This window comes from Erwinia sp. Eh17-17 (assembly GCF_039675725.1).
GTDB lineage: Bacteria > Pseudomonadota > Gammaproteobacteria > Enterobacterales > Enterobacteriaceae > Erwinia.
On sequence record NZ_JBDFQT010000001.1, the window covers coordinates 106,881 to 127,122 of the forward strand.

Sequence of the window (20,242 nt, forward strand, 5' to 3'; positions counted from 1 at the left end):
CATGACAATAACTCCTCAACAATTGATCGCGCTTCTGCCGCTGCTGATCGTCGGATTGACGGTGGTAGTTGTGATGCTGTCCATTGCGTGGCGACGCAACCACTTCGTCAATGCGACGCTGGCCGTTATCGGTCTGAACCTGGCGCTGTTTTCACTGTACTTTGTCGGCCAGGCAGGGCCAATGGATGTTACCCCGCTGATGCGGGTGGACGGCTATTCGATGCTGTATACCGGCCTGGTGATCATTGCCAGCCTGGCAACCTGCACCTTTGCCTATCCGTGGCTGGCCACTTACCCGGATAACCGCGAAGAGTTCTATCTGCTGGTGCTGATAGCGGCTCTGGGTGGTGTCGTGCTGGCGAGTGCCAACCACCTGGCGTCGTTGTTCATTGGTATTGAGCTGATCTCGCTGCCGCTGTTTGGTCTGGTGGGCTATGCCTTCCAGCAAAAACGCTCGCTGGAAGCGGCGATCAAATACACCATCCTGTCGGCAGCCGCGTCATCGTTCCTGCTGTTCGGTATGGCGCTGGTGTATGCTGACTCCGGTAACCTTGGTTTTGCATCACTGGGTAAGAGCCTGAATGATGGTGTGATCAACGAACCGCTGTTACTGGCGGGTCTGGGCATGATGATCGTCGGCTTTGGCTTCAAGCTGTCGCTAGTCCCATTCCATCTCTGGACGCCGGACGTTTACCAGGGCGCACCTGCTCCGGTATCCACCTTCCTGGCAACAGCCAGCAAAATCGCCATCTTTGGCGTACTGATGCGTCTCTTCATGTATGCGCCAATGGCGGATAACGAAGGGGTTCGTACCGTACTCAGTATTATCGCTGTGGCGTCGATGCTGTTTGGTAACCTGATGGCTATCTCGCAGAGCAACATCAAGCGTCTGCTGGGTTACTCGTCTATCGCTCACCTGGGCTATCTGCTGGTGGCGCTGATTGCCGTTCAGACGCATCAGCTGTCGATGGAAACCGTTGGCGTCTATCTGGCTGGTTACCTGTTCAGCAGCCTTGGTGCCTTTGGCGTGGTCAGCCTGATGTCGAGCCCATACCGTGGCCCGGATGCGGATTCACTCTACTCTTACCGCGGCCTGTTCTGGCACCGTCCGATTCTCGCCTCAGTAATGACGGTGATGATGCTGTCGCTGGCGGGTATTCCGATGACGCTGGGCTTTATCGGTAAGTTCTACGTGATTGCCTTAGGTGTCAGCGCGCACCTGTGGTGGCTGACCGGTGGTGTGGTATTGGGCAGTGCGATTGGCCTGTACTACTATCTGCGTATGACCGTCAGCCTGTATCTGTCGCCACCGGAGCTGCTGCAGCGTGATACCCCGGCGAACTGGGCGTTTACCGTCGGTGGTGTGGTAGTGCTGATCTCTGCGATTCTGGTGCTGGTACTGGGTATTTACCCGCAGCCGCTGATTTCGCTGGTCAATCTGGCTCAGCCGCTAATGTAATTGCACCTAAGACAGGTAATAATCGGGCCCACAGAGGCCCGATTTTTTTTACTTTCAATCTAAGGAATGAAGTCATGGAAATCACCTGGTTGGATTTACACCACAGCGAATTGAGTGCTGCTCAGCTTTATCAGCTACTGGCACTGCGTAACGCGGTGTTTATCGTCGAGCAGCAGTGCCCCTATCTGGATATTGATGGCGCGGACATGACCGGTGATAACCGGCATCTGCTGGGGTTAATTGACGATAAGCTGGTCGCGTATGCCCGTATTCTGGCACCTGACGATGACAGTAAACCGGTGAAAATCGGACGCGTGATTGTTTCCGGTGAGGCGCGCGGGCTGAACCTGGGCAGTCGCCTGATGGAACAGGCAATTAACAGCTGTGAAAAGCACTGGCACAGTGTGCCGATTTTTCTCTCAGCGCAGGCTCATCTGCAGGATTTTTATGGTCGACAGGGTTTTGTGGCGGTCAGCGGAGAGTATCTGGAAGACGGTATTCCGCATATAGATATGGAACGTACGTTGTGTCCCTGACTCTGTTTAGCCGCAGGGCGACTTTTGCGGTCGCCCTGCATGCTTTACTGGCGTCAGGCGTTGATTAACCCGCCGTCATTACGCGGTCATCAACGTATTTACGCTTATCCGGCGGCGGTGGGAAATACTGATAAAGCCAGGTTTCGCTCAGCGTCTCATCTTTGGTTCGCAGGAACAGGCGCATATTGACCGGTTCGGTCGAGTCGCTGTCCGGATACCAGTCGAACAGAATACGGTAGCCGTCAATCGGTTCAACGTAGAGGATTTCGACCTGCTTGAGCGTACCGGAAGTGACGTTAATCACCGGTTCAATCCCCTTCGGCGCAGCGGCTTTCAGGTCGCCGCCCACAAAGTCGACCGCAAAGCGGCGCGCCCAGACGTTAGGATAATGTTCACCCGGTGCCCAGCCTTCCGGGAAACCGCCCATGCCGGTGCGGGTGGCATTCACACGCGACAAACCGCTGCGTACCGGCGGCAGACCGCTCCAGTACAGTTTGTATGAGAAGCTGTGCTCGCTTCCCGCTTTGATAGCCTCAGCAGGCTGCCAGAAGCAGACGATGTTATCCAGCGTTTCCCCGGTGGTCGGGATCTCCATCAGGTTAATGGCGCCTTTGCCCCACTTGCCTACGGGCTCTACCCACAGGCTGGGACGTTTGTTGTACCAGCCAATCACATCCTGATAGCTCTGGAAGTCATGGTTTAGCTGCAACATGCCAAAACCACGAGGGTTTTCATCCTGATAAGCATTGAACGTCAGACGCTGCGGATTGTTCAGGGGACGACAGATCCATTCACCCGTTCCGGTCCACATGGCCAGACGATCGGAGTCGTGGATCTGTGGGTGGATGGTGTCACACATGCGGCGTTCATTATTACCGCAGCTGAACATGGTGGTCATCGGTGAGATACCCAACTGCTGGATATCCTTACGGGCGTAGATGTGGTTTTCCACTTCCATCACCACACGTTTATCTTCACAGTGGATGATAAATTTAAACGCACCGGTGCAGCTCGGACCATCAAGCAGGGTATAGACCACGAAGGTGGTGTCATCAGCCTTTGGCGTTTCGAACCAGAAGGCCGTGAAGTCCGGGAACTCTTCTTTACCGTTGCTGAAGGTGTCGATGGCCACGCCGCGTGCAGACAGACCATACTGGAAGGTCTCATCCACCGCGCGGAAATAGCTGGCTCCCAGGAAGGAGACGATATCGCGTTTTGCCAGTTCTGGTTTTTTAAACGCACGGAAACCGGCGAAACCGAGATCGGTTTTGCCTTCCAGCTGTTTGGTATCAACCTTAGCGTCGTTGTAGTTAAACAGCTCAGGGCGGAAGTGAATTTCACGCGCTTCGCGGCTGGCACCATCAACAGAGAACATGCGAATACGGCGTTTAAAGCCCATCCCCACGTGGAAGAACTGAACGTCAAGCTGACGATTATCGATGCCGTTCCACAGCGAATGGTTAGCGTCGTACTGGATTTCGTTATAGGCCTGTGGCGTCAGCGTTGCCAGTGTTTCAGGCAAAGGAGCCGGAGCGCCACCGTAGGCCTGTTTCGCCATATCGGCGGCCATTTTTTTTAGCACATCAAAATCAAATCGCTTTGCGGAACCATCGGCAATCCCGTCTTCCGCCCAGGCAGCCTGGGAGAACAACGTGGATAAACCCGACATCCCACTGAGGGTTGCGAATGCCATTGACGCTTTCATAAACATTCTTCGATTCATGCCGGAAATAATTTCCTCAGGTGAACGGAGTTTGTAGTGACTGTCGTGCGTTTGCACGCATTCGCTTTACCGGTTTGAGTCCGGTTACAGGGAGTTACGACAGCAGGCCGGTTTAATGATTCAGTTCACGCGAAATTTATCAGATAAATCTAACTGCCGCAGTGATTTCGCATGTGAAGTAACGTAAATATCGGGAAAAGAAGCACGCTATGGGCCACCCGGCAGCCAGAAAACCGATCATTCTCAGTCGATTCCTGGCGGTTTTAATCAAACAGAGCGGCAAAAACTGTCTATAGTTATTCCACACGCGTTTTATTCGCCCACGGAGGAACGAAATGGCTACAACGACTGAACCACATGAAACTCGCCTTGATGATGATCTGGCGCTGCTGACGGAAACTCTTGAAGAAGTACTGAAATCGTCGGGCGATCCGGCCGATCAGAAGTACATCGAATTAAAAGAGAAAGCGGAAAAGTCACTGAACCAGGTGAAATCCCGTCTCAGCAATGCTTCAGACACCTACTACGTTCGCGCACGTCAGGCGGTCACGCGTGCTGACGAATATGTCCACGACAAACCGTGGCAGGGCATTGGCGTCGGTGCCACTCTGGGCCTGGTCATCGGTCTGCTGCTGGCACGTCGCTAACAGATACCCTACAGGCGCCCCGGCGGCGTCTGTTTTCTTCTCCCCGTACGATCTTCAGATCAATATTCCGGCTCTCATTCCCCGCTAATATTACGCTTCCGCCCCCCTTATCTACCGAGGTCCGCTTGCCAGTTGCTCAGGCGATTAATCAGATCCGCTACCAGCTTGCACGTGTCACACAGTCCGTGCCCGGAGCGTTGCAAATCAGCGTCCCTTTTGCACCGCATGACCCTGCGCTGAACTGGCTGGCCTCCCAGACCTGCTGGCCACAATTTTACTGGCAGTCGCGCACGGGGGAGGAGAGTGTGGCGGCCTGTGGCGCCGTTGAGCGCTTTCCTTCAGTGATTCAGGCCTCCCGGCGCTTACAAACCCTGCCGCCAGGGTGGCGGATTTACGGGGCAAACAATATTGCCGGTGGCAGTGAACTGTTTCTGCCACACCTGCAGTGGCAGCAGGACGGGGAGGGCCAGCAGTTAATCCTTAATCTTGTCAGTGACCATTCGTTGCAGCAGGCAGCCCGGCGCAGCATACGCTGGCTGGATACGCTGCGCCCGACGCAGGCAGCCGCTGCGCTCCCTCACGCAGTTGGCGTGCGTCATATTCCGGACAAACCGGGCTGGTTTCAGCGGGTGGATCAGGCGCTGGAGGCAATTAACAACGGCCAGTTCGACAAAGTGGTGCTGGCCCGCGCCAGCGATTTTACGCTGTCAGGCCCGGTCTCTGCAGCGGCTCTGCTGGCGGCCAGCCAGCAGATTAACCCGCTCTGCTACCACTTTATGCTGGCTACCGGTGAACAGCAGGCGCTGATCGGATCCAGCCCGGAAAGGCTGTATGCCCGTCGCGGCGATCTGCTGCAAAGCGAGGCGCTGGCCGGTACCGCAGCGCCTGATGAGCATGGGCTGCTGCAGGATCGCAAAAACCAGTGGGAGAACCGCCTGGTGGTGGATGATATTCGCCAGCGCCTGGCGGGTTTCGTTTCCCGGCTGAATGTGAGTCCGGCAGAGCTGTTACCTCTGAGGCACCTGCAACATTTACGGCGACGCATCAGCGCGCAGCTGTTACGCCCCGACGATGCGCAGTGTGTCGATCGGCTTCAGCCTACGGCAGCCGTGGCAGGGTTACCGCGCACGGCGGCGCTGGCATTTATTCGTCAGCATGAACCCTTCAGTCGCGACTGGTACAGCGGATCGGTGGGCTATTTGTCCCGGTCACAGAGTGAGTTTTCCGTCGTATTACGCTGTGCTCAAATTTGTGGTCCACAGCTGCGCCTTTACGCCGGGGCTGGCATCGTCAGCGGTTCAGAACCGGAGCTGGAGTGGCAGGAGATCGAGCGCAAAGCGGCCACGCTGGGCAGTTTACTGACGCGTGAAAACCAGGCGTAAAGCTGGCCCAAATCAAAAAGAGCGCGCAGACGGCTGACTATAATAGCGCGAGGATTTTTGCTCTGGAGTGGCTATGCAGCAAGAGAAGTCGCACGCAACGTTCAATCGCCGCTGGGCTGGTGTACTGCTGGAAACGCTGACGCGCCACGGTATTCGCCATATCTGCATTGCTCCAGGTTCCCGTTCCGCTCCGCTAACGCTGGCCGCCGCAGCCAGTGAAAAATGGCTGTGTCATACCCATTTTGACGAGCGGGGTCTCGGCTTTCTGGCGCTGGGGCTGGCGAAAGCGACCCGTCAGGCTGTCGCGATTATCGTCACTTCCGGGACGGCAGTGGCCAATCTTCATCCGGCGCTGGTCGAAGCCCATCTCACGGGTGAAAAGCTGGTGGTGATCAGTGCCGATCGGCCTCCGGAACTGGTCGGCTGCGGTGCCAATCAGGCGATTGACCAGATCGGTATTTTTGCTCCCCATGTGTCAGCCTCTCTCAATCTTCCCCGTCCTTCACCCTCTGTCCCGGCGCGCTGGCTGGTATCAGCCGTGGATACGTTACTGGCTCAGCAGCAGCACGGTGGAGTGCACATTAACTGTCCGTTTGCCGAACCCCTTTACGGCCCGGAAAGTGATGACTTCCGCGCGTGGCAGGAGGAACTCGGTAGCTGGTGGCAAGGCAATCAGCCCTGGCTCAGCTATCCGCAGCCCAGCGATGTGCCCCGTGAAGCGGACTGGCCGCTATGGCGGGAAAAGCGCGGGGTGGTGATCGCCGGTCGGGTGAGCGCGCAGCAGGGATCGCAGCTGGCAGCCTGGGCCGATACGCTCGGCTGGCCGCTGCTGGGCGACGTGCTGTCGCAAACCGGGCAGCCATTGCCTGCGGCCTCTTTGTGGCTGGCGCACCCTGCAGCCCGTAAGGCACTGGATGACGCTGAGATCGTGGTGCAGTTTGGCAGCAGCCTGACCGGCAAAAACTTGCTCGACTATCAGAACCACAACCGCGCAGAAATGTACTGGCTGGTGGATGAACTCCCCGGCCAGCGCCATCCCGGCAGCGTAAGTGGGCGTCGAATTGTCGCTGATATTTCGCACTGGCTGTTGAGCCATCCGGCTGTGGCGCATCGCCCCTGGTGCCCACAGCTGGCCCAGCTGGCCAGGCAGACCACGCACTATCTCCGGCAGCATCTGCAACAGTTTGGTGAAGCGCAGCTGGCACACCGCCTGGCAGCGCTGCTGCCGGATAACGGCGCGCTGTTTATCGGTAACAGCCTCTCTGTGCGTCTGGTAGACGCCTTCGCCCAGCTTCCTGCTGGCTATCCGCTGTACTGCAATCGCGGGGCCAGCGGCATTGACGGTCTGCTGGCGACGGCGGCAGGGGTACAGCGCGGTAGCGGTCGGCCGCTGTTGATCCTGCTGGGCGACCTGTCGGCGTTGTACGATCTCAACAGTCTGGCACTGCTACAGAAGTCGTCAGCCCCGGTGGTGGTGGTGATAGTCAACAATCAGGGCGGACAGATTTTCTCTATTCTGCCCACGCCCGCCTCTGAGCGGGAACGCTTTTTCGCTATGCCGCCTCAGGTGGATTTCCGCCACGCGGCAGCGCTGTTTGGCCTGCAATTTGCGCGGCCAGCCAGCTGGGTGGCATTGCAGGAGGCAGTCGTCCGGGGTTTTACGGCGGGCGTCACAGTGATTGAAGTCGTGACGAACGGAGATGAAGGTGCACAAACGCTGGCTCGCTGTGCCAGCGAGGTGATCCACTTATGATGCTACATGCACACTGGCAGGGGCACCATCACAGCACGCGGCCGGTGCTGGTATGGCTGCATGGCTTTCTCGGCAGTGCGCTGGACTGGCTGCCGGTACAGCGCTATTTCAGCCACTGGCCGCTGCTCAGTGTGGACCTGCCCGGCCACGGCGGTTCACAGGCGCAAAGCGTGAAGGGCTTTGACGATCTTTCGCAGCGCCTTAATGCCACGCTCAGCTATCACCAGGTCGACCGCTACTGGCTGATCGGCTACTCCCTTGGCGGGCGACTTGCGCTTTACCATGCCTGTCGCCATGCGGGGGACGGACTGGCGGGGCTGCTGGTTGAGGCGGGGCATTTTGGCCTCAGCAGCGACAGTGAGCGCAGTACCCGCCGCGAACACGATCTTAGCTGGGCTGCGCGATTCCGTCAGCAGCCGCTCGAACAGGCGCTGAACCTGTGGTATCAGCAGCCGGTGTTTGCCGAACTGACCGCTATCCAGCGTCAGCGGCTGGTCGCCCGTCGTCTGAATAATCGTGGAGAGGATCTGGCCGCAATGCTGCAGGCCACCTCGCTGTCGGCCCAGCCCGACCTGCTACCGGAGTTGCGGGATCAAACCTTCCCGTTCCGTTTTCTGTGCGGTGAATGGGACCAGAAATTTTTGCAGCTGGCTCAACAGGCTGCCCTTCCACCTGCGGTGATCCCTGCCGCAGGTCACAATGCGCACCTGGCTAACCCTCTGGCATTTGCTCACCAGCTTGCCCGCGTACTCGATCATAATTAAGGAGCTCTGATGTTGTATCCCGATGAAAGCCAGCTCAATGCCCCGGTCTGCTGGCACGACTGTGGCACCGGGTTCAGCGATATTCGCTATCACAAAACCGACGATGGCATCGCCAGAATCACCATTAATCGTCCGCAGGTGCGCAATGCCTTTCGCCCGTTAACCATCAGCGAGATCCAGCAGGCACTGGATAATGCCCGGCGCGATCCGGCGGTTGGTGTGATTGTTCTGACCGGTGAGGGCGACCTGGCATTCTGCTCCGGCGGCGATCAGAAAGTGCGCGGCGACTACGGCGGTTATCAGGATGATGACGGGGTCCATCACCTCAATGTTCTTGATTTACAGCGGCAGATTCGCACCTGCCCAAAACCGGTAGTGGCGATGGTTGCTGGTTACGCGGTGGGCGGAGGGCATGTCCTGCACATGATGTGTGACCTGACGATCGCTGCCGATAACGCGCAGTTCGGCCAGACCGGGCCAAAAGTCGGCTCCTTTGACGGCGGCTGGGGCGCAGCCTATATGGCGCGTATTGTCGGTCAGAAAAAGGCGCGCGAAATCTGGTTCCTGTGCAGGATGTACGATGCGCAGCAGGCGCTGGAGATGGGGCTGGTGAATACGGTGGTCCCGCTGGCTGAGCTGGAAAAAGAGACGATACGCTGGTGCCGCGAAATGCTGCAAAACAGCCCGATGGCACTGCGATGTCTGAAAGCGGCGCTTAATGCGGACTGTGACGGGCAGGCGGGGCTACAGGAACTGGCAGGTAATGCCACCATGCTGTTCTATATGACGGAAGAGGGGCAGGAAGGGCGCAATGCGTTCAATCAGAAGCGACAGCCCGACTTCAGCCACTTCCGGCGCAACCCCTGATGCGCCGGGCCGCGCTTTATGGTTATCAGGTCGCGATGGATGCCGGGGTGATACTGCGCCATCAGCGGCTAAAAATGCGCCAGGGTTTGCTGGTGAAGCTGAGCGACGGGCAGAACGAAGGCTGGGGTGAAATAGCCCCGCTGCCGTTGTTTAGCCAGGAAACCCCGGAACAGGCGCAGCAGCAGGCCACTGACTGGCTGACCCGCTGGTGTGAAGGGGAACAGCCTGCGGAGAGCGCATTGCCTTCGGTCGCTTTTGGCATCAGCTGCGCGCTCGCCGAGTTGGCAAACCGTCTGCCGGTGGAGGGGGAGTACCGACGGGTGCAGCTGTGCAGTGGCGACCCGGACGAACTTTTTCAGCGCCTGCGCCAGCTGCCACAGCCCCTGGCAAAGATGAAGGTGGGGCTGTTTGAGGCGGTGCGCGACGGTATGCAGGTCAACCTGCTGCTGGAAGCATTGCCGAATCTGACACTGCGTCTGGATGCCAACCGCAGCTGGACGCTGGATAAAGCGCTGAGCTTTGCCCGCTACATTTCTCCAGCGCTGCGTTCGCGCATCGCCTTTATTGAAGAGCCGTGCAGGGACCAGCAGCAAAGCCTGGCTTTTGCCGCTGCAACCGGGATTAGCATCGCATGGGATGAAACCCTGCGCGAAGACGCTGAGGCTCTCAGCGCGGCACCTGGCGTAGTGGCCGTAGTGATTAAACCGACGCTGACCGGCAGCATTGAGTGCGTCCGGCAGCAGGTGGAGCGGGCGCAGGCGCAGGGGCTTACGGCGGTGATCGGCAGTTCGCTGGAGTCCAGCATGGGGCTGACACAGCTGGCGCGGCTGGCGCGCTGGCTGACGCCGGGTGTACTGCCAGGCCTCGACACGCTGCAACTGATGCAGCATCAACTGCTGCGCGCCTGGCCTGGCTCTATTTTACCCGTTGAGGACAAGGAGAGTTTGCTATGTCTGTGGCAGCAATAACTGACTGGCCGTGGCGGCAGTGGCAGCGCAGCTGCCCCCATGCGCTGGCGATAGACGCAGGCGATGTGACCTTAAGCTGGCAGCAGCTGGAACAGGAGATCGTGCAGTATGCTCAGGGCTTTCGCCATCAGGGTGTGCAGTCAGAAAACGTGGTCATACTGCGCGGCGGTAACAGCCTGCAGGCGGTGATCGGCTGGCTGAGCTTACTGGCCTGTGGCGCACGCGTCGTGGTGCTGAATCCGCAACTGCCCGACAGCCAGCTGATGGCGCTGTTGCCAGTGATAGCTGCTGATTTTATCCTCGGCGCGGTCAGTGATGCCGGCGTGTCTGTTCCCCAACTGCTGAATCTGCGGGCCGAAGGACGTGTTATCCAGACCTGGCAGCCGGATAAGCTGGCCACCCTGACGCTGACCTCCGGCTCGACTGGCTTAGCCAGACTGGCAGCACATGATTTTCGCGCTCATCTGCACAGCGCTGCGGCGGTGGTTGAACTGACGGGGTTCACTGCGCGCGACCGCTGGCTGCTGTCGCTACCGATGTTCCATATCTCCGGCCTGGGCATTCTCTGGCGCTGGCTGAGTAGCGGAGCCACGCTGATCGTGCCTGACGCAGCGGGGGTCACTGCCGCACTGGAGCACAGCAGTTATGCCTCGCTGGTGCCTACCCAACTTTGGCGTCTGCTGCGTCAGCCAGTGCTGCCCGCCGCGCTGCATACGGTACTGCTGGGGGGGGCAACAATCGCACCTGATTTGGTACAGCAGGCGCAGGCGGCAGGTATTCGCTGTTTCTGCGGCTATGGTATGACTGAAACCGCATCGACGGTGTGTGCAAAACGCGCAGACGATCGTCCCGGCGTCGGGAATCCGCTGTCCGGACAGGAATTAAAGATCGTTGACGGTGAAATCTGGCTGCGATCGCCGACGTTGGCGCAGGGTTACTGGCTGAACGGGATAGTGCAGCCGCTGGCTGACGCCGATGGCTGGCTGCACACTGGCGATCTTGGTGCGTGGCGGCAGGATGAACTGTGCATTATCGGGCGTCGTGACAATCTGTTTTTTTGCGGCGGTGAAGCAGTACAGCCGGAAATCGTCGAGCGCCTGCTGATGCTGCATCCGCAGGTCATGCAGGCGGTGGTAGTCCCGCTGGAGGATGATGAGTACGGTGAACGGCCGGTAGCCCTGGTGGCCGGTGACGTCGCGCCAGAGCAACTGGCCGCGTGGGTAGCCCCCGAACTGGCTGCCTGGCAGCGCCCGGTGCAGTGGTATGCGCTACCGCCGACTGCGAGCGGGGGTATCAAACTGTCGCGTCATCAGCTCACACAGTGGGTTGCACAGCAGCAAAAATAAACCGGTGATGTGAAAAATGACATTGTGTTTAGCGAAAGGGCTTCCTACAGTGTCATGACATAAGAACACCGGAGAACAACATGATAAGAGTGGAAATGCTCGCGACCGGCGATGAGGTACTGCACGGACAGATCGTCGATACCAATGCAGCCTGGCTGGCCGGAGTGCTGTTTGAACATGGCCTGCCGATGACCAGCCGTCAGACGGTAGGTGACAGCCTGCAGGAGCTGGTGACGGTCCTGACTGAACGCAGCAAGGTCGCTGATGTCTTAATCGTGAACGGTGGCCTTGGCCCGACCAGTGACGATCTCAGTGCGCTGGCGGCGGCGAAAGCGGCCGGTGTTGAACTGCAAACTCATCCCGAGTGGCTGGAAAAAATGGAAGCCTTCTTTGCCAGCCGTGGCAAAGTGATGGCCGCCAGCAACCGCAAACAGGCTGAAATTCCGCAGGGTGCGGAGATGATTGATAACCCGGTCGGTACGGCCTGTGGTTTTGCCATGCAGCTTAACCGTTGCTGGATTTTCTTCACGCCCGGCGTGCCTTCCGAATATAAGGTGATGGTGATGGATCAAATCCTGCCGCGCCTGAAAGCCCGTTTCCAGCTGCCGGAGCCGCCAGTCTGTCTGCGAATGACCACTTTTGGTCGCGGTGAAAGTGATCTGGCATCGGATATTGAGCCACTGCCGCTGCCGGAAGGCGTGGTGATGGGTTATCGCGCATCCATGCCCATTATTGAGCTGAAGCTGAACGGACCAGAGTCTAAAAGACCGGAGATGGAGCAGTTCTGGCAGCAGGTGCGTGAGATTGCCGGCGACAGTGTGATCTTTGAAGGATTTGAAACGTTACCTGAGCAGCTGGCGCGTCGTCTGAAAGAGCACAAACTCACTCTGGCTATCAGCGAGCAATTCAGCGCCGGGCTGCTGCAGTGGCAGCTGATCTCGGCCGGGGCCGCGCTGGCCGCGGGTAACGTGCTGCCCAATCAGTCAGAATCGCTGGGGTTACTGGCGGCACGCAGCCAGCAGCTGGCGAAACAGAATCATGCCCGGCTGGCGCTGGTGGTTGGCGGAATGGAAGACGATCGTTTGGGTTTCGCCCTGCATACGCCGGACGGGACTTTTGCACAAAAAGTGAAGTTCAACGTCAGCAAACATGGCCTGAAAGCACGGCAGGATATGGTGGCGATGATGGCGATGAATATGCTGCGCCGCTGGCTTAACGGTCAGTCAGTTACCACCGGACACGGCTGGATTGATGTGGTAGAAACGTTATAAATGTCAAAAAGGGCTGACCAGAAAGAAGGTCAGCCCCTGGGGGATGATGTGCCGCCTGGCTACAGTTCGATCTCAATATCCCCATCGGCCTTGCAGCAGCAGGGCAAAATTTCACCCGGCTGAACAAAGGCCAGCGGTTTAGCGCTGTAGCTCACTTCACCTTTTAGCAGACGGGTGCGACACGAACCGCAGTAGCCCTCGCGACACTGATATTCCACACAGACCCGGTGTGACTCCAGCGCGGCCAGCAGAGAAGGGTGTTCATCATCACACTCAAGCTGCGCACCGGAGGTACGCAGGGTAATGCTCGCCATCTTACAGCTCGAAATCGCTGAGGTCGTCAGCGTTCACTTCAGAGTCAATCTGACCGACCAGATAAGAGCTGACTTCCACTTCCTGTGGTGCAACCTGCACGTTATCGGAAACCAGCCACGAGTTGATCCATGGGATAGGGTTCGAGCGGGTTTTAAACGGCAAATCCAGGCCCACTGCGTTCATGCGGATATTGGTAATGTACTCAATGTACTGCCACAGGATATCTTTATTCAGGCCGATCATAGAGCCGCCGCTGAACAGATATTCTGCCCACTCTTTTTCCTGCTCGGCAGCCAGCACAAACAGATCGTAGCATTCCTGACGACACTCTTTAGCAATCACTGCCATTTCCGGGTCATCTTCACCGCTGCGCAGCAGGTTCAGCATGTGCTGAGTACCGGTCAGGTGCAGGGCTTCGTCACGGGCAATCAGCTTGATGATTTTGGCATTGCCTTCCATCAGTTCACGCTCGGCGAAAGCGAAAGAGCAGGCAAAGCTAACGTAAAAGCGAATCGCTTCCAGCGCGTTGACGCTCATCAGGCAGATATACAGCTGTTTTTTCAGGGCACGCAGACTGACGGTGACGGTTTTACCATTAACCTGATGTGTGCCTTCACCCAACAGATGCCAGTAGCTGGTCATCTCAATCAGATCGTCGTAGTAGCCAGAGATATCCTTGGCGCGTGACAGGATCTGCTCGTTGGTGACGATATCGTCAAACACCAGTGCCGGATCGTTGACGATATTACGGATGATGTGGGTGTAAGAGCGCGAGTGAATGGTTTCTGAAAATGCCCAGGTTTCAATCCAGGTTTCCAGTTCAGGGATCGAGATCAGCGGCAGCAGCGCCACGTTCGGGCTACGTCCCTGAATAGAGTCCAGCAGCGTCTGATATTTCAGGTTGCTGATGAAGATGTGTTTCTCGTGGTCCGGCAGCGCCTGATAATCAATGCGGTCACGGGATACGTCAACTTCTTCCGGACGCCAGAAGAAAGAGAGCTGCTTTTCGATCAGTTTTTCAAAGATGTCGTATTTCTGCTGATCGAAACGGGCAACGTTCACCGACTGACCGAAGAACATCGGTTCCAACAGCTGATTATTTTTATTCTGCGAAAATGTGGTGTAAGCCATGATTCAATCCAGATGCTTCAGGGGCAGGCAGGCCCGACCCCGACAGAGTCAATGTATCGCGTAGGGGCCGGGCATGCCCGGCCCACCGTTGTCAGATCTTGCAGGCACCGCTTTCGCAGCCATCATCCTGAATTGATGGAGCCAGGTCTTCCTGCGTGTCTTCCGCACCGTCACGGGTGTTCTGGTAGTAGAGCGTTTTCACGCCAAACTTATAGGCGGTCAGCAGATCTTTCAGCAGCTGTTTCATCGGCACCTTACCGTTAGCAAAGCGCGTCGGGTCATAGTTGGTGTTAGATGAAATTGCCTGGTCGATAAATTTCTGCATCAGACCAACCAGTTGCAGATAACCATCGTTATTTGGCATATCCCACAGCAGCTCATAATTATCTTTCAGACGCTCATACTCCGGCACCACCTGGCGCAGGATACCGTCTTTCGATGCCTTAATACTGATATGGCCGCGCGGAGGCTCAATCCCGTTGGTGGCGTTTGAAATCTGCGAAGAGGTTTCAGACGGCATCAGGGCCGACAGCGTTGAGTTACGCAGGCCGTGGGTTTTCACCGACTCACGCAGTGCTTCCCAGTCGAGCAACAGCGGGGTATTGCAGATCGCGTCCAGATCTTTCTTGTAAGTATCGATAGGCATAATGCCCTGTGCATAGGTGGTCTCATTGAACCACGGGCAGGCACCCTGTTCGATAGCCAGATCGTTGGACGCTTTCAGCAGCCAGTACTGAATGGCTTCAAAGGTCTGATGTGTCAGTTCATTTGCGCTACCGTCTGAGTAGCGTACGCCGTTCTTGGCCAGATAGTAAGCGTAGTTAATGACGCCAATACCTAATGTGCGACGCCCCATCGCGCCACGTTTAGCGGCCGGGATTGGATAATCCTGATAGTCGAGCAGGGCGTCCAGCGCACGTACAGCAAGCGTGGCCAGCTCCTGCAGGTCGTCCAGGCTCTCAATCGCTCCCAGGTTGAACGCGGACAGCGTACAGAGCGCTATTTCGCCGTTTTCGTCATTGACGTCCATCATCGGCTTGGTTGGCAGCGCGATCTCCAGACACAGGTTAGACTGACGCACCGGGGCAATAGCCGGGTCAAACGGGCTGTGGGTGTTGCAGTGGTCAACGTTCTGAATGTAGATGCGGCCGGTAGAGGCACGCTCCTGCATCATCAGTGAGAACAGGTCCACGGCTTTGATACGCTGTTTACGGATGCTGTCGTCTTTTTCATACTTAGTATAAAGACGCTCGAACTCTTCCTGGTTAGCGAAGAAAGCATCGTACAGGCCAGGCACGTCAGACGGGCTGAACAGGGTGATATCTTCGCCTTTCAGCAGGCGTTGATACATCAACTTATTGATCTGTACGCCGTAGTCCATATGGCGCACGCGGTTGCCTTCCACGCCACGGTTATTCTTGAGGACCAGCAGGCTTTCAACTTCCAGGTGCCACATCGGGTAGAACAGGGTCGCTGCACCGCCGCGTACGCCGCCCTGAGAGCAGGATTTAACGGCCGTCTGGAAGTGCTTATAAAACGGGATACAGCCGGTGTGGAATGCTTCGCCGCCGCGGATAGGGCTGCCCAGGGCACGGATGCGGCCCGCGTTAATACCGATACCGGCACGTTGCGAAACATACTTCACAATAGCGCTGGAGGTGGCATTAATCGAATCCAGGCTGTCACCGCATTCGATCAGCACACAGGAGCTGAACTGGCGGGTTGGCGTACGAACACCGGACATGATCGGCGTAGGTAGCGAGATTTTGAAGGTCGAAATGGCATCATAGAAACGCTTAACGTAATCCAGACGCGTCTCGCGCGGATAGCCGGAGAACAGGCAGGCTGCGACAAGAATATAAAGGAACTGAGCACTTTCATAAATGTCGCCGCTGACGCGGTTCTGCACCAGGTACTTACCTTCTAACTGCTTTACCGCCGCGTAGGAGAAGTTCATATCGCGCCAGTGGTCGATAAAGCCGTCCATCTGCTCGAACTCTTCCTTGCTGTAGTCTTCCAGCAGGTGAGGGTCATATTTGCCCATCTCAACCATGCGGGTGACCTGATCAATCAGCTTTGGCGGTTCGAACTGGCCATAGGCTTTTTTACGCAGGTGGAAAATGGCCAGGCGGGCGGCCATGTACTGATAGTCAGGGGCATCACGGGAGATCAGGTCAGCGGCTGACTTGATAACTGTTTCATGGATATCAGAAGTGCGGATACCTTCGTAGAACTGGATATGGGATCGCAGTTCAACCTGGGATACGGAGACGTTTTGCAGACCTTCCGCAGCCCAGTCGAGAACACGGTGGATTTTATCGAGATCAATACGCTCGGTGCGACCATCGCGTTTGGTTACAAGCAGACTCTGATTCATGTCGCGTTTTACCTGTCCTTAACAAATAATCCCCACGCTTATACACAGATTTCTCATTGTGAGTAACTCTGTGGATAAACACTATATATAGGGGGTGAGGGAAACCTAAGTAACAATATGGTGAGTATTCTAGTAATTTCCACGTGCTTAACAAGGCTTGATTTTCATTGAAAACTGGGGTTGCAGGCGCTACAAATTTCCTAAGTCCACGTTTCTCAAGGCCCTGGGTCATTGTCAATGGGTTGAGAATTTTTTTAGAATTTTGATCAAGCGCGGGTTTCTTGCTCAGTATCAGAAATTTTCAGTTTTATTCCTGCGAATGAGGTGCTTTACAAAAGGGCGCTGGGCCGTGAAGGCGGGATGACCCATTGGGTTCAATCTGGTTATCAGATGACCTTGAGCTGCCGCTGAAGAGCCTCATTGCTTCATTAACAGAGAGCGATGTGACAGGGAGATCCGGGCGCCCTTATCTGTGTTGCTACCAGACTCAGACATACCCCCGGAATTACTTCGTTTGTATTAGGGAGAAATATGAGATTTTTAATTATTTCATTCACAACGATGACAGGCGAGAGGCTAATTACATCTGGTTTTTTCAGTGCTTTTTCATCATGACAGGATCCCGGAAAAATTCGATATAGTGAAATTCACACTCTCCTTTTAATTGAAAGAAGAAGATAGCAGAGACGTTTTAGCGACGAGTGCGATATTAGACCTGGCGATAACCCGGCGGTGAAATCTTAGTGAGGTCATTGGTATAAAAATATAAAAATCAGAGAGGTGCGTTATTTATAAAACTTAACTAAGTGCCTCAGGTTATATATGTTTAAAAATTTATATCCGCTCTTTCTTGCCGTTGTCGGGAGGATTAAAAAAAGAATTAATTTATTATTATTATTATTTTTTAAAGAAAGAGGTAAAAATTTTTTTTATAAAGTGTATTTCAGGTGCGGCTGACAGAAAGTTGACCAGAGAAGGAAATGACTTTAGGCTATTCCGTATCAAAGGATAGATTGTCGGGCAAAAGGATTTGTAATGATTTTATATGATGTCAATAAAAAAACCTTTTCATTGAGGGTAAGGAGGCCGGTGAAGTTATCCTCCGTCCCAAAGAAAAAGGAATCTGGGAGCTGTTATTGAACCATGCTGACTCGGCAGTCAGTCGGGATATGATGTGTGATGAAGTCTGGGGGGGAAGGTATGTGACGAACTACACCATTAACCAGACAATTAATCAGCTAAGAAAGAAGATTGGTGATGTAGACAAGAATATTATTATCACCGTACCCCGGCAGGGCTACTTGATGGATAGCAGTAATATAAAAATCACGTCTGGCAATGATGAAGAGGATTATCTGAATGATGGCAACAAGCAAGAGCACCCGCCCGGATGCTGTGATGATGACTCAGATAAAATAACCCCCCCCGCAGGAAAAACAAAAACAAGGATAGGGATTAAGTATTTGATTGTCTCTTTATTTTCTTTAGTTATTTTATATTTTATCATGCTGCTTTGCTGGCTGGCCTATATTGGGGTAAAGCAAAAAGAAATGATCGAGTTCCGGAGTAGCATAGAAAATGAGATGAACATTCCACTGTACTGCACTGAAAAGCATATAGTTCCATTGTGTGAGTCGAAGGGATACCTTGATACGTGCTATCAAAACTTGAGTTTCTTTAACAGCAGTTGCGACGTGATAAAGGGTCATGGGTCAGACAAAAAAAATGTAAAACCGTAGTGCCATTTTTCGTTTTTTATATAAATTGAAAAATTGATATGACTTGCATCAAACTCATGAGTGATAATGGTTCCCTTGAGCGGAGCGAGATTCTTTCACGTTTCCTCATGTAAAGGAAAACGACTATCGAATCGTATATGCCATTAGCGGTATTGCAATGGTGCCTGCGCATTTCGAAATAAGGTGGTTTACCTTAATCTCTGAATGGAGCATGTGATAGTGTGTTGTGCGATATTACACAGGCACATCTATCTGGGATTAACAAGGAGTATGAAGTGTTTAACAATATGATTATCAAACTATGGTCTGAAGTTCAGGCATCCCGCTTTTCTAATGACGAACGTGGTATCACTGCAATTGAATATGCCATCATTGGCGTTGCTATGGCATCAGCACTGTTCTTTATCTTTGATACAGGCGGTTTCCTGAAGTCACTTCAAGGTGCATGGACTGCGATGTCAACTAAGATTACCGGCGCACAGGGTATCCTGGTTAAGTAATCTATCATTAAATAACTTTTTCAGGATATCACAGCAAGTCTGTGAGAAAACCTGAATATCCTAAATATAGCCACTATTCTTAGTGGCTAAGATGATTATGCTATATATAACTATTGTAGTATTGTCACTTTACATAGCCTGGAGTGATATATCTGAAAGGCGGATACCGAATATTTCACAATATGTGATATTACTGGTGGGATTTATTAGCCAGAGCCTTAACGGTACTGAGCCAGCCAGCGTGTCATACCTGGTATTTCCGGGAGTTATTTTAATCGTTGGCGCAGCGCTGTCACATTATGACATTGTAGGCTTTGGCGATATAAAGCTTATTTTTACGACTTTGTTGGTCACTAAAGCTGATTATTACAGTGCTGTTATGCTCTTTATTGCCTTTAGTGGCGGTATATGGGCTGTGTTGTGGCGTTGTTTATTATGCAAAATACCCTGTGTGAAGAAAGTTGACCGTATCAAGCACGGGATACCCTATGGGATTCCAATAGTGATAAGTTTATGCCTGTTTACTTTTATCCATTAATATTGGCAGGGCTCATTTAATGCGGTATAAATTTTTAGTTGTTGTCGCTATTTTTGTAATGATACTGGGTGTTATGGGTATCATTACACAAGGTAAAGATGAAACAAAAGAGAGCAGGCCGTCAGCAACTGCTCCAGTGAAAGCTCGCGAGGTGTACTTCACCGCGACACGAGATCTTTACGTGGGTGAGTTCATTACATCAACTGACCTTCGCGACCGGGTTGTCGAATATCCCGTAGATAATAAACCAGCGTGGTTGAAGAACTCTCTGAGTAAGAATGATGTGAAGAAAATACTGAATGAAGATTCAACGATAATCAGAAATGTTTCAAAAGAAGAGGTTATAGAAAAAGATGATATAGGAAAAATAGTAGACAAAATAAGATCCGAATATGTCATCATGCCAATTTCTGTTCTGGCCAGTAGTATCTCAAACCCTTCATTGCGAGACAGAGGGTTTATTGACTTATATTTGATTTCTAACGACAATCAAACTTATCGAAATAATTATTTCGAGGATAAAGATCAACTCGGAAAAGAGTATAAAGATACCCGGGTTAAGCTCTTTGCCGAAAATGTTTACTATATCAGGGATTATGAAGAAGCCAAAAAGGACGAACTACATGAAAACGATCAAGCTTCTGATGCTGATATAAAGAGTAAAAACAGTAACCATGCTGATAATATTTCTAATAATGGTGTGAAAGTCGTATATGCATTCTTTCGAAAGCAGGATCTGGAGCTTGTCATACAGGCTCAGATATTGGGTATGTTTTTCGTCTCCCCTAAAAAAGTAAATAACATGGAAAGTGGCATTTCTAAGATACGTAAAGCCAGTCGTGAAATCACACCGTCGGACGTGGTTTCCGGGGCGCCTTCCTCGGGCGGTAGGGATAGGGTAGTCGAAATAAGAGGGGCACAATAAT

The 20,242-nt window shown here is 54.0% G+C and carries 17 protein-coding genes; 13 read left to right on the forward strand and 4 right to left on the reverse strand.

What is annotated here, in order from left to right; genetic code table 11:
- Position 1 precedes the first annotated feature (1 nt).
- Positions 2-1,459 carry an NADH-quinone oxidoreductase subunit NuoN gene (gene nuoN, locus ABEH87_RS00505; RefSeq protein ID WP_346572935.1) on the forward strand — a complete coding sequence of 486 codons (1,458 nt, stop codon included), beginning with the start codon at positions 2-4 and terminating at the stop codon, positions 1,457-1,459.
- A gap of 74 nt (positions 1,460-1,533) precedes the next feature.
- Complete coding sequence (locus ABEH87_RS00510; RefSeq protein WP_346572937.1) at positions 1,534-1,995, forward strand: GNAT family N-acetyltransferase; 462 nt, start codon at positions 1,534-1,536, stop codon at positions 1,993-1,995.
- Between the two features lie 64 nt (positions 1,996-2,059).
- Here ABEH87_RS00510 and ABEH87_RS00515 read toward each other — a convergent pair whose 3' ends face one another.
- On the reverse strand, positions 2,060-3,718 hold the full coding sequence (locus ABEH87_RS00515; RefSeq protein ID WP_346572939.1) for a glucan biosynthesis protein: 1,659 nt from the start codon (positions 3,716-3,718) through the stop codon (positions 2,060-2,062).
- A 335-nt stretch (positions 3,719-4,053) separates the two neighbouring features.
- On the opposite strand from ABEH87_RS00515, the gene elaB reads away from it, so the two are divergent.
- The 8 genes from elaB to ABEH87_RS00555 all read left to right on the forward strand — a co-directional run bounded on the left by elaB (position 4,054) and on the right by ABEH87_RS00555 (position 12,716).
- A complete protein-coding gene (elaB, locus tag ABEH87_RS00520; protein ID WP_346572941.1) occupies positions 4,054-4,365 on the forward strand; it encodes a stress response protein ElaB in 312 nt (103 codons plus the stop codon).
- A 125-nt stretch (positions 4,366-4,490) separates the two neighbouring features.
- Entirely contained in the window at positions 4,491-5,747 is a 1,257-nt protein-coding gene (locus tag ABEH87_RS00525; protein ID WP_346572943.1) for an isochorismate synthase, read from the forward strand.
- A gap of 73 nt (positions 5,748-5,820) precedes the next feature.
- Complete coding sequence (gene menD / locus ABEH87_RS00530) at positions 5,821-7,500, forward strand: 2-succinyl-5-enolpyruvyl-6-hydroxy-3-cyclohexene-1-carboxylic-acid synthase (protein ID WP_346572945.1); 1,680 nt, start codon at positions 5,821-5,823, stop codon at positions 7,498-7,500.
- Positions 7,497-8,264 (forward strand): 2-succinyl-6-hydroxy-2,4-cyclohexadiene-1-carboxylate synthase, encoded by a 768-nt coding sequence (gene menH, locus ABEH87_RS00535; protein ID WP_346572947.1) that lies wholly within the window; start codon positions 7,497-7,499, stop codon positions 8,262-8,264. Before menD ends, menH begins: the two co-directional genes overlap by 4 nt.
- Positions 8,265-8,273: 9 nt before the next feature.
- Entirely contained in the window at positions 8,274-9,131 is an 858-nt protein-coding gene (menB, locus tag ABEH87_RS00540) for a 1,4-dihydroxy-2-naphthoyl-CoA synthase (protein WP_346572949.1), read from the forward strand.
- Positions 9,131-10,099, forward strand: coding sequence for an o-succinylbenzoate synthase (gene menC, locus ABEH87_RS00545; protein WP_346572951.1), 969 nt, complete (start codon positions 9,131-9,133; stop codon positions 10,097-10,099). Before menB ends, menC begins: the two co-directional genes overlap by 1 nt.
- Positions 10,081-11,445, forward strand: a complete 1,365-nt coding sequence (gene menE / locus ABEH87_RS00550) for an o-succinylbenzoate--CoA ligase (RefSeq protein WP_346572952.1) — start codon at positions 10,081-10,083, stop codon at positions 11,443-11,445. Before menC ends, menE begins: the two co-directional genes overlap by 19 nt.
- 80 nt (positions 11,446-11,525) lie before the next feature.
- Positions 11,526-12,716 (forward strand): nicotinamide mononucleotide deamidase-related protein YfaY, encoded by a 1,191-nt coding sequence (locus ABEH87_RS00555; RefSeq protein WP_346572954.1) that lies wholly within the window; start codon positions 11,526-11,528, stop codon positions 12,714-12,716.
- Between the two features lie 59 nt (positions 12,717-12,775).
- Here ABEH87_RS00555 and yfaE read toward each other — a convergent pair whose 3' ends face one another.
- The 3 genes from yfaE to nrdA form a co-directional block, all read right to left on the reverse strand.
- Entirely contained in the window at positions 12,776-13,030 is a 255-nt protein-coding gene (gene yfaE, locus ABEH87_RS00560) for a class I ribonucleotide reductase maintenance protein YfaE (RefSeq protein WP_346572956.1), read from the reverse strand.
- 1 nt (position 13,031) lies between these two features.
- Entirely contained in the window at positions 13,032-14,162 is a 1,131-nt protein-coding gene (gene nrdB, locus ABEH87_RS00565; protein ID WP_346572957.1) for a class Ia ribonucleoside-diphosphate reductase subunit beta, read from the reverse strand.
- A gap of 91 nt (positions 14,163-14,253) precedes the next feature.
- Complete coding sequence (gene nrdA, locus ABEH87_RS00570) at positions 14,254-16,539, reverse strand: class 1a ribonucleoside-diphosphate reductase subunit alpha (RefSeq protein ID WP_346572959.1); 2,286 nt, start codon at positions 16,537-16,539, stop codon at positions 14,254-14,256.
- Positions 16,540-17,636: 1,097 nt separating this feature from the next.
- On the opposite strand from nrdA, the gene ABEH87_RS00575 reads away from it, so the two are divergent.
- The 3 genes from ABEH87_RS00575 (at position 17,637) to ABEH87_RS00585 (ending at position 20,241) form a co-directional block, all read left to right on the forward strand.
- Complete coding sequence (locus ABEH87_RS00575; RefSeq protein ID WP_346574532.1) at positions 17,637-18,278, forward strand: winged helix-turn-helix domain-containing protein; 642 nt, start codon at positions 17,637-17,639, stop codon at positions 18,276-18,278.
- 275 nt (positions 18,279-18,553) lie between these two features.
- Entirely contained in the window at positions 18,554-18,778 is a 225-nt protein-coding gene (locus ABEH87_RS00580; RefSeq protein WP_346572961.1) for a Flp family type IVb pilin, read from the forward strand.
- Positions 18,779-19,335: 557 nt separating this feature from the next.
- Positions 19,336-20,241 carry a hypothetical protein gene (locus tag ABEH87_RS00585; protein ID WP_346572963.1) on the forward strand — a complete coding sequence of 302 codons (906 nt, stop codon included), beginning with the start codon at positions 19,336-19,338 and terminating at the stop codon, positions 20,239-20,241.
- The last annotated feature ends 1 nt before the right edge of the window (position 20,242 follow it).

Coding starts and splice junctions, on each gene's coding strand:
- ABEH87_RS00585 (WP_346572963.1), top strand. CDS start 19,336: ATGCGGTATAAATTTTTAGTTGTTGTCGCTATTTTTGTAATGATACTG.
- elaB (WP_346572941.1), top strand. CDS start 4,054: ATGGCTACAACGACTGAACCACATGAAACTCGCCTTGATGATGATCTG.
- menE (WP_346572952.1), top strand. CDS start 10,081: ATGTCTGTGGCAGCAATAACTGACTGGCCGTGGCGGCAGTGGCAGCGC.
- menH (WP_346572947.1), top strand. CDS start 7,497: ATGATGCTACATGCACACTGGCAGGGGCACCATCACAGCACGCGGCCG.
- menD (WP_346572945.1), top strand. CDS start 5,821: ATGCAGCAAGAGAAGTCGCACGCAACGTTCAATCGCCGCTGGGCTGGT.
- nrdB (WP_346572957.1), bottom strand. CDS start 14,162: ATGGCTTACACCACATTTTCGCAGAATAAAAATAATCAGCTGTTGGAA.
- nrdA (WP_346572959.1), bottom strand. CDS start 16,539: ATGAATCAGAGTCTGCTTGTAACCAAACGCGATGGTCGCACCGAGCGT.
- menB (WP_346572949.1), top strand. CDS start 8,274: ATGTTGTATCCCGATGAAAGCCAGCTCAATGCCCCGGTCTGCTGGCAC.
- ABEH87_RS00515 (WP_346572939.1), bottom strand. CDS start 3,718: ATGAATCGAAGAATGTTTATGAAAGCGTCAATGGCATTCGCAACCCTC.
- menC (WP_346572951.1), top strand. CDS start 9,131: ATGCGCCGGGCCGCGCTTTATGGTTATCAGGTCGCGATGGATGCCGGG.
- yfaE (WP_346572956.1), bottom strand. CDS start 13,030: ATGGCGAGCATTACCCTGCGTACCTCCGGTGCGCAGCTTGAGTGTGAT.
- ABEH87_RS00555 (WP_346572954.1), top strand. CDS start 11,526: ATGATAAGAGTGGAAATGCTCGCGACCGGCGATGAGGTACTGCACGGA.
- ABEH87_RS00510 (WP_346572937.1), top strand. CDS start 1,534: ATGGAAATCACCTGGTTGGATTTACACCACAGCGAATTGAGTGCTGCT.
- nuoN (WP_346572935.1), top strand. CDS start 2: ATGACAATAACTCCTCAACAATTGATCGCGCTTCTGCCGCTGCTGATC.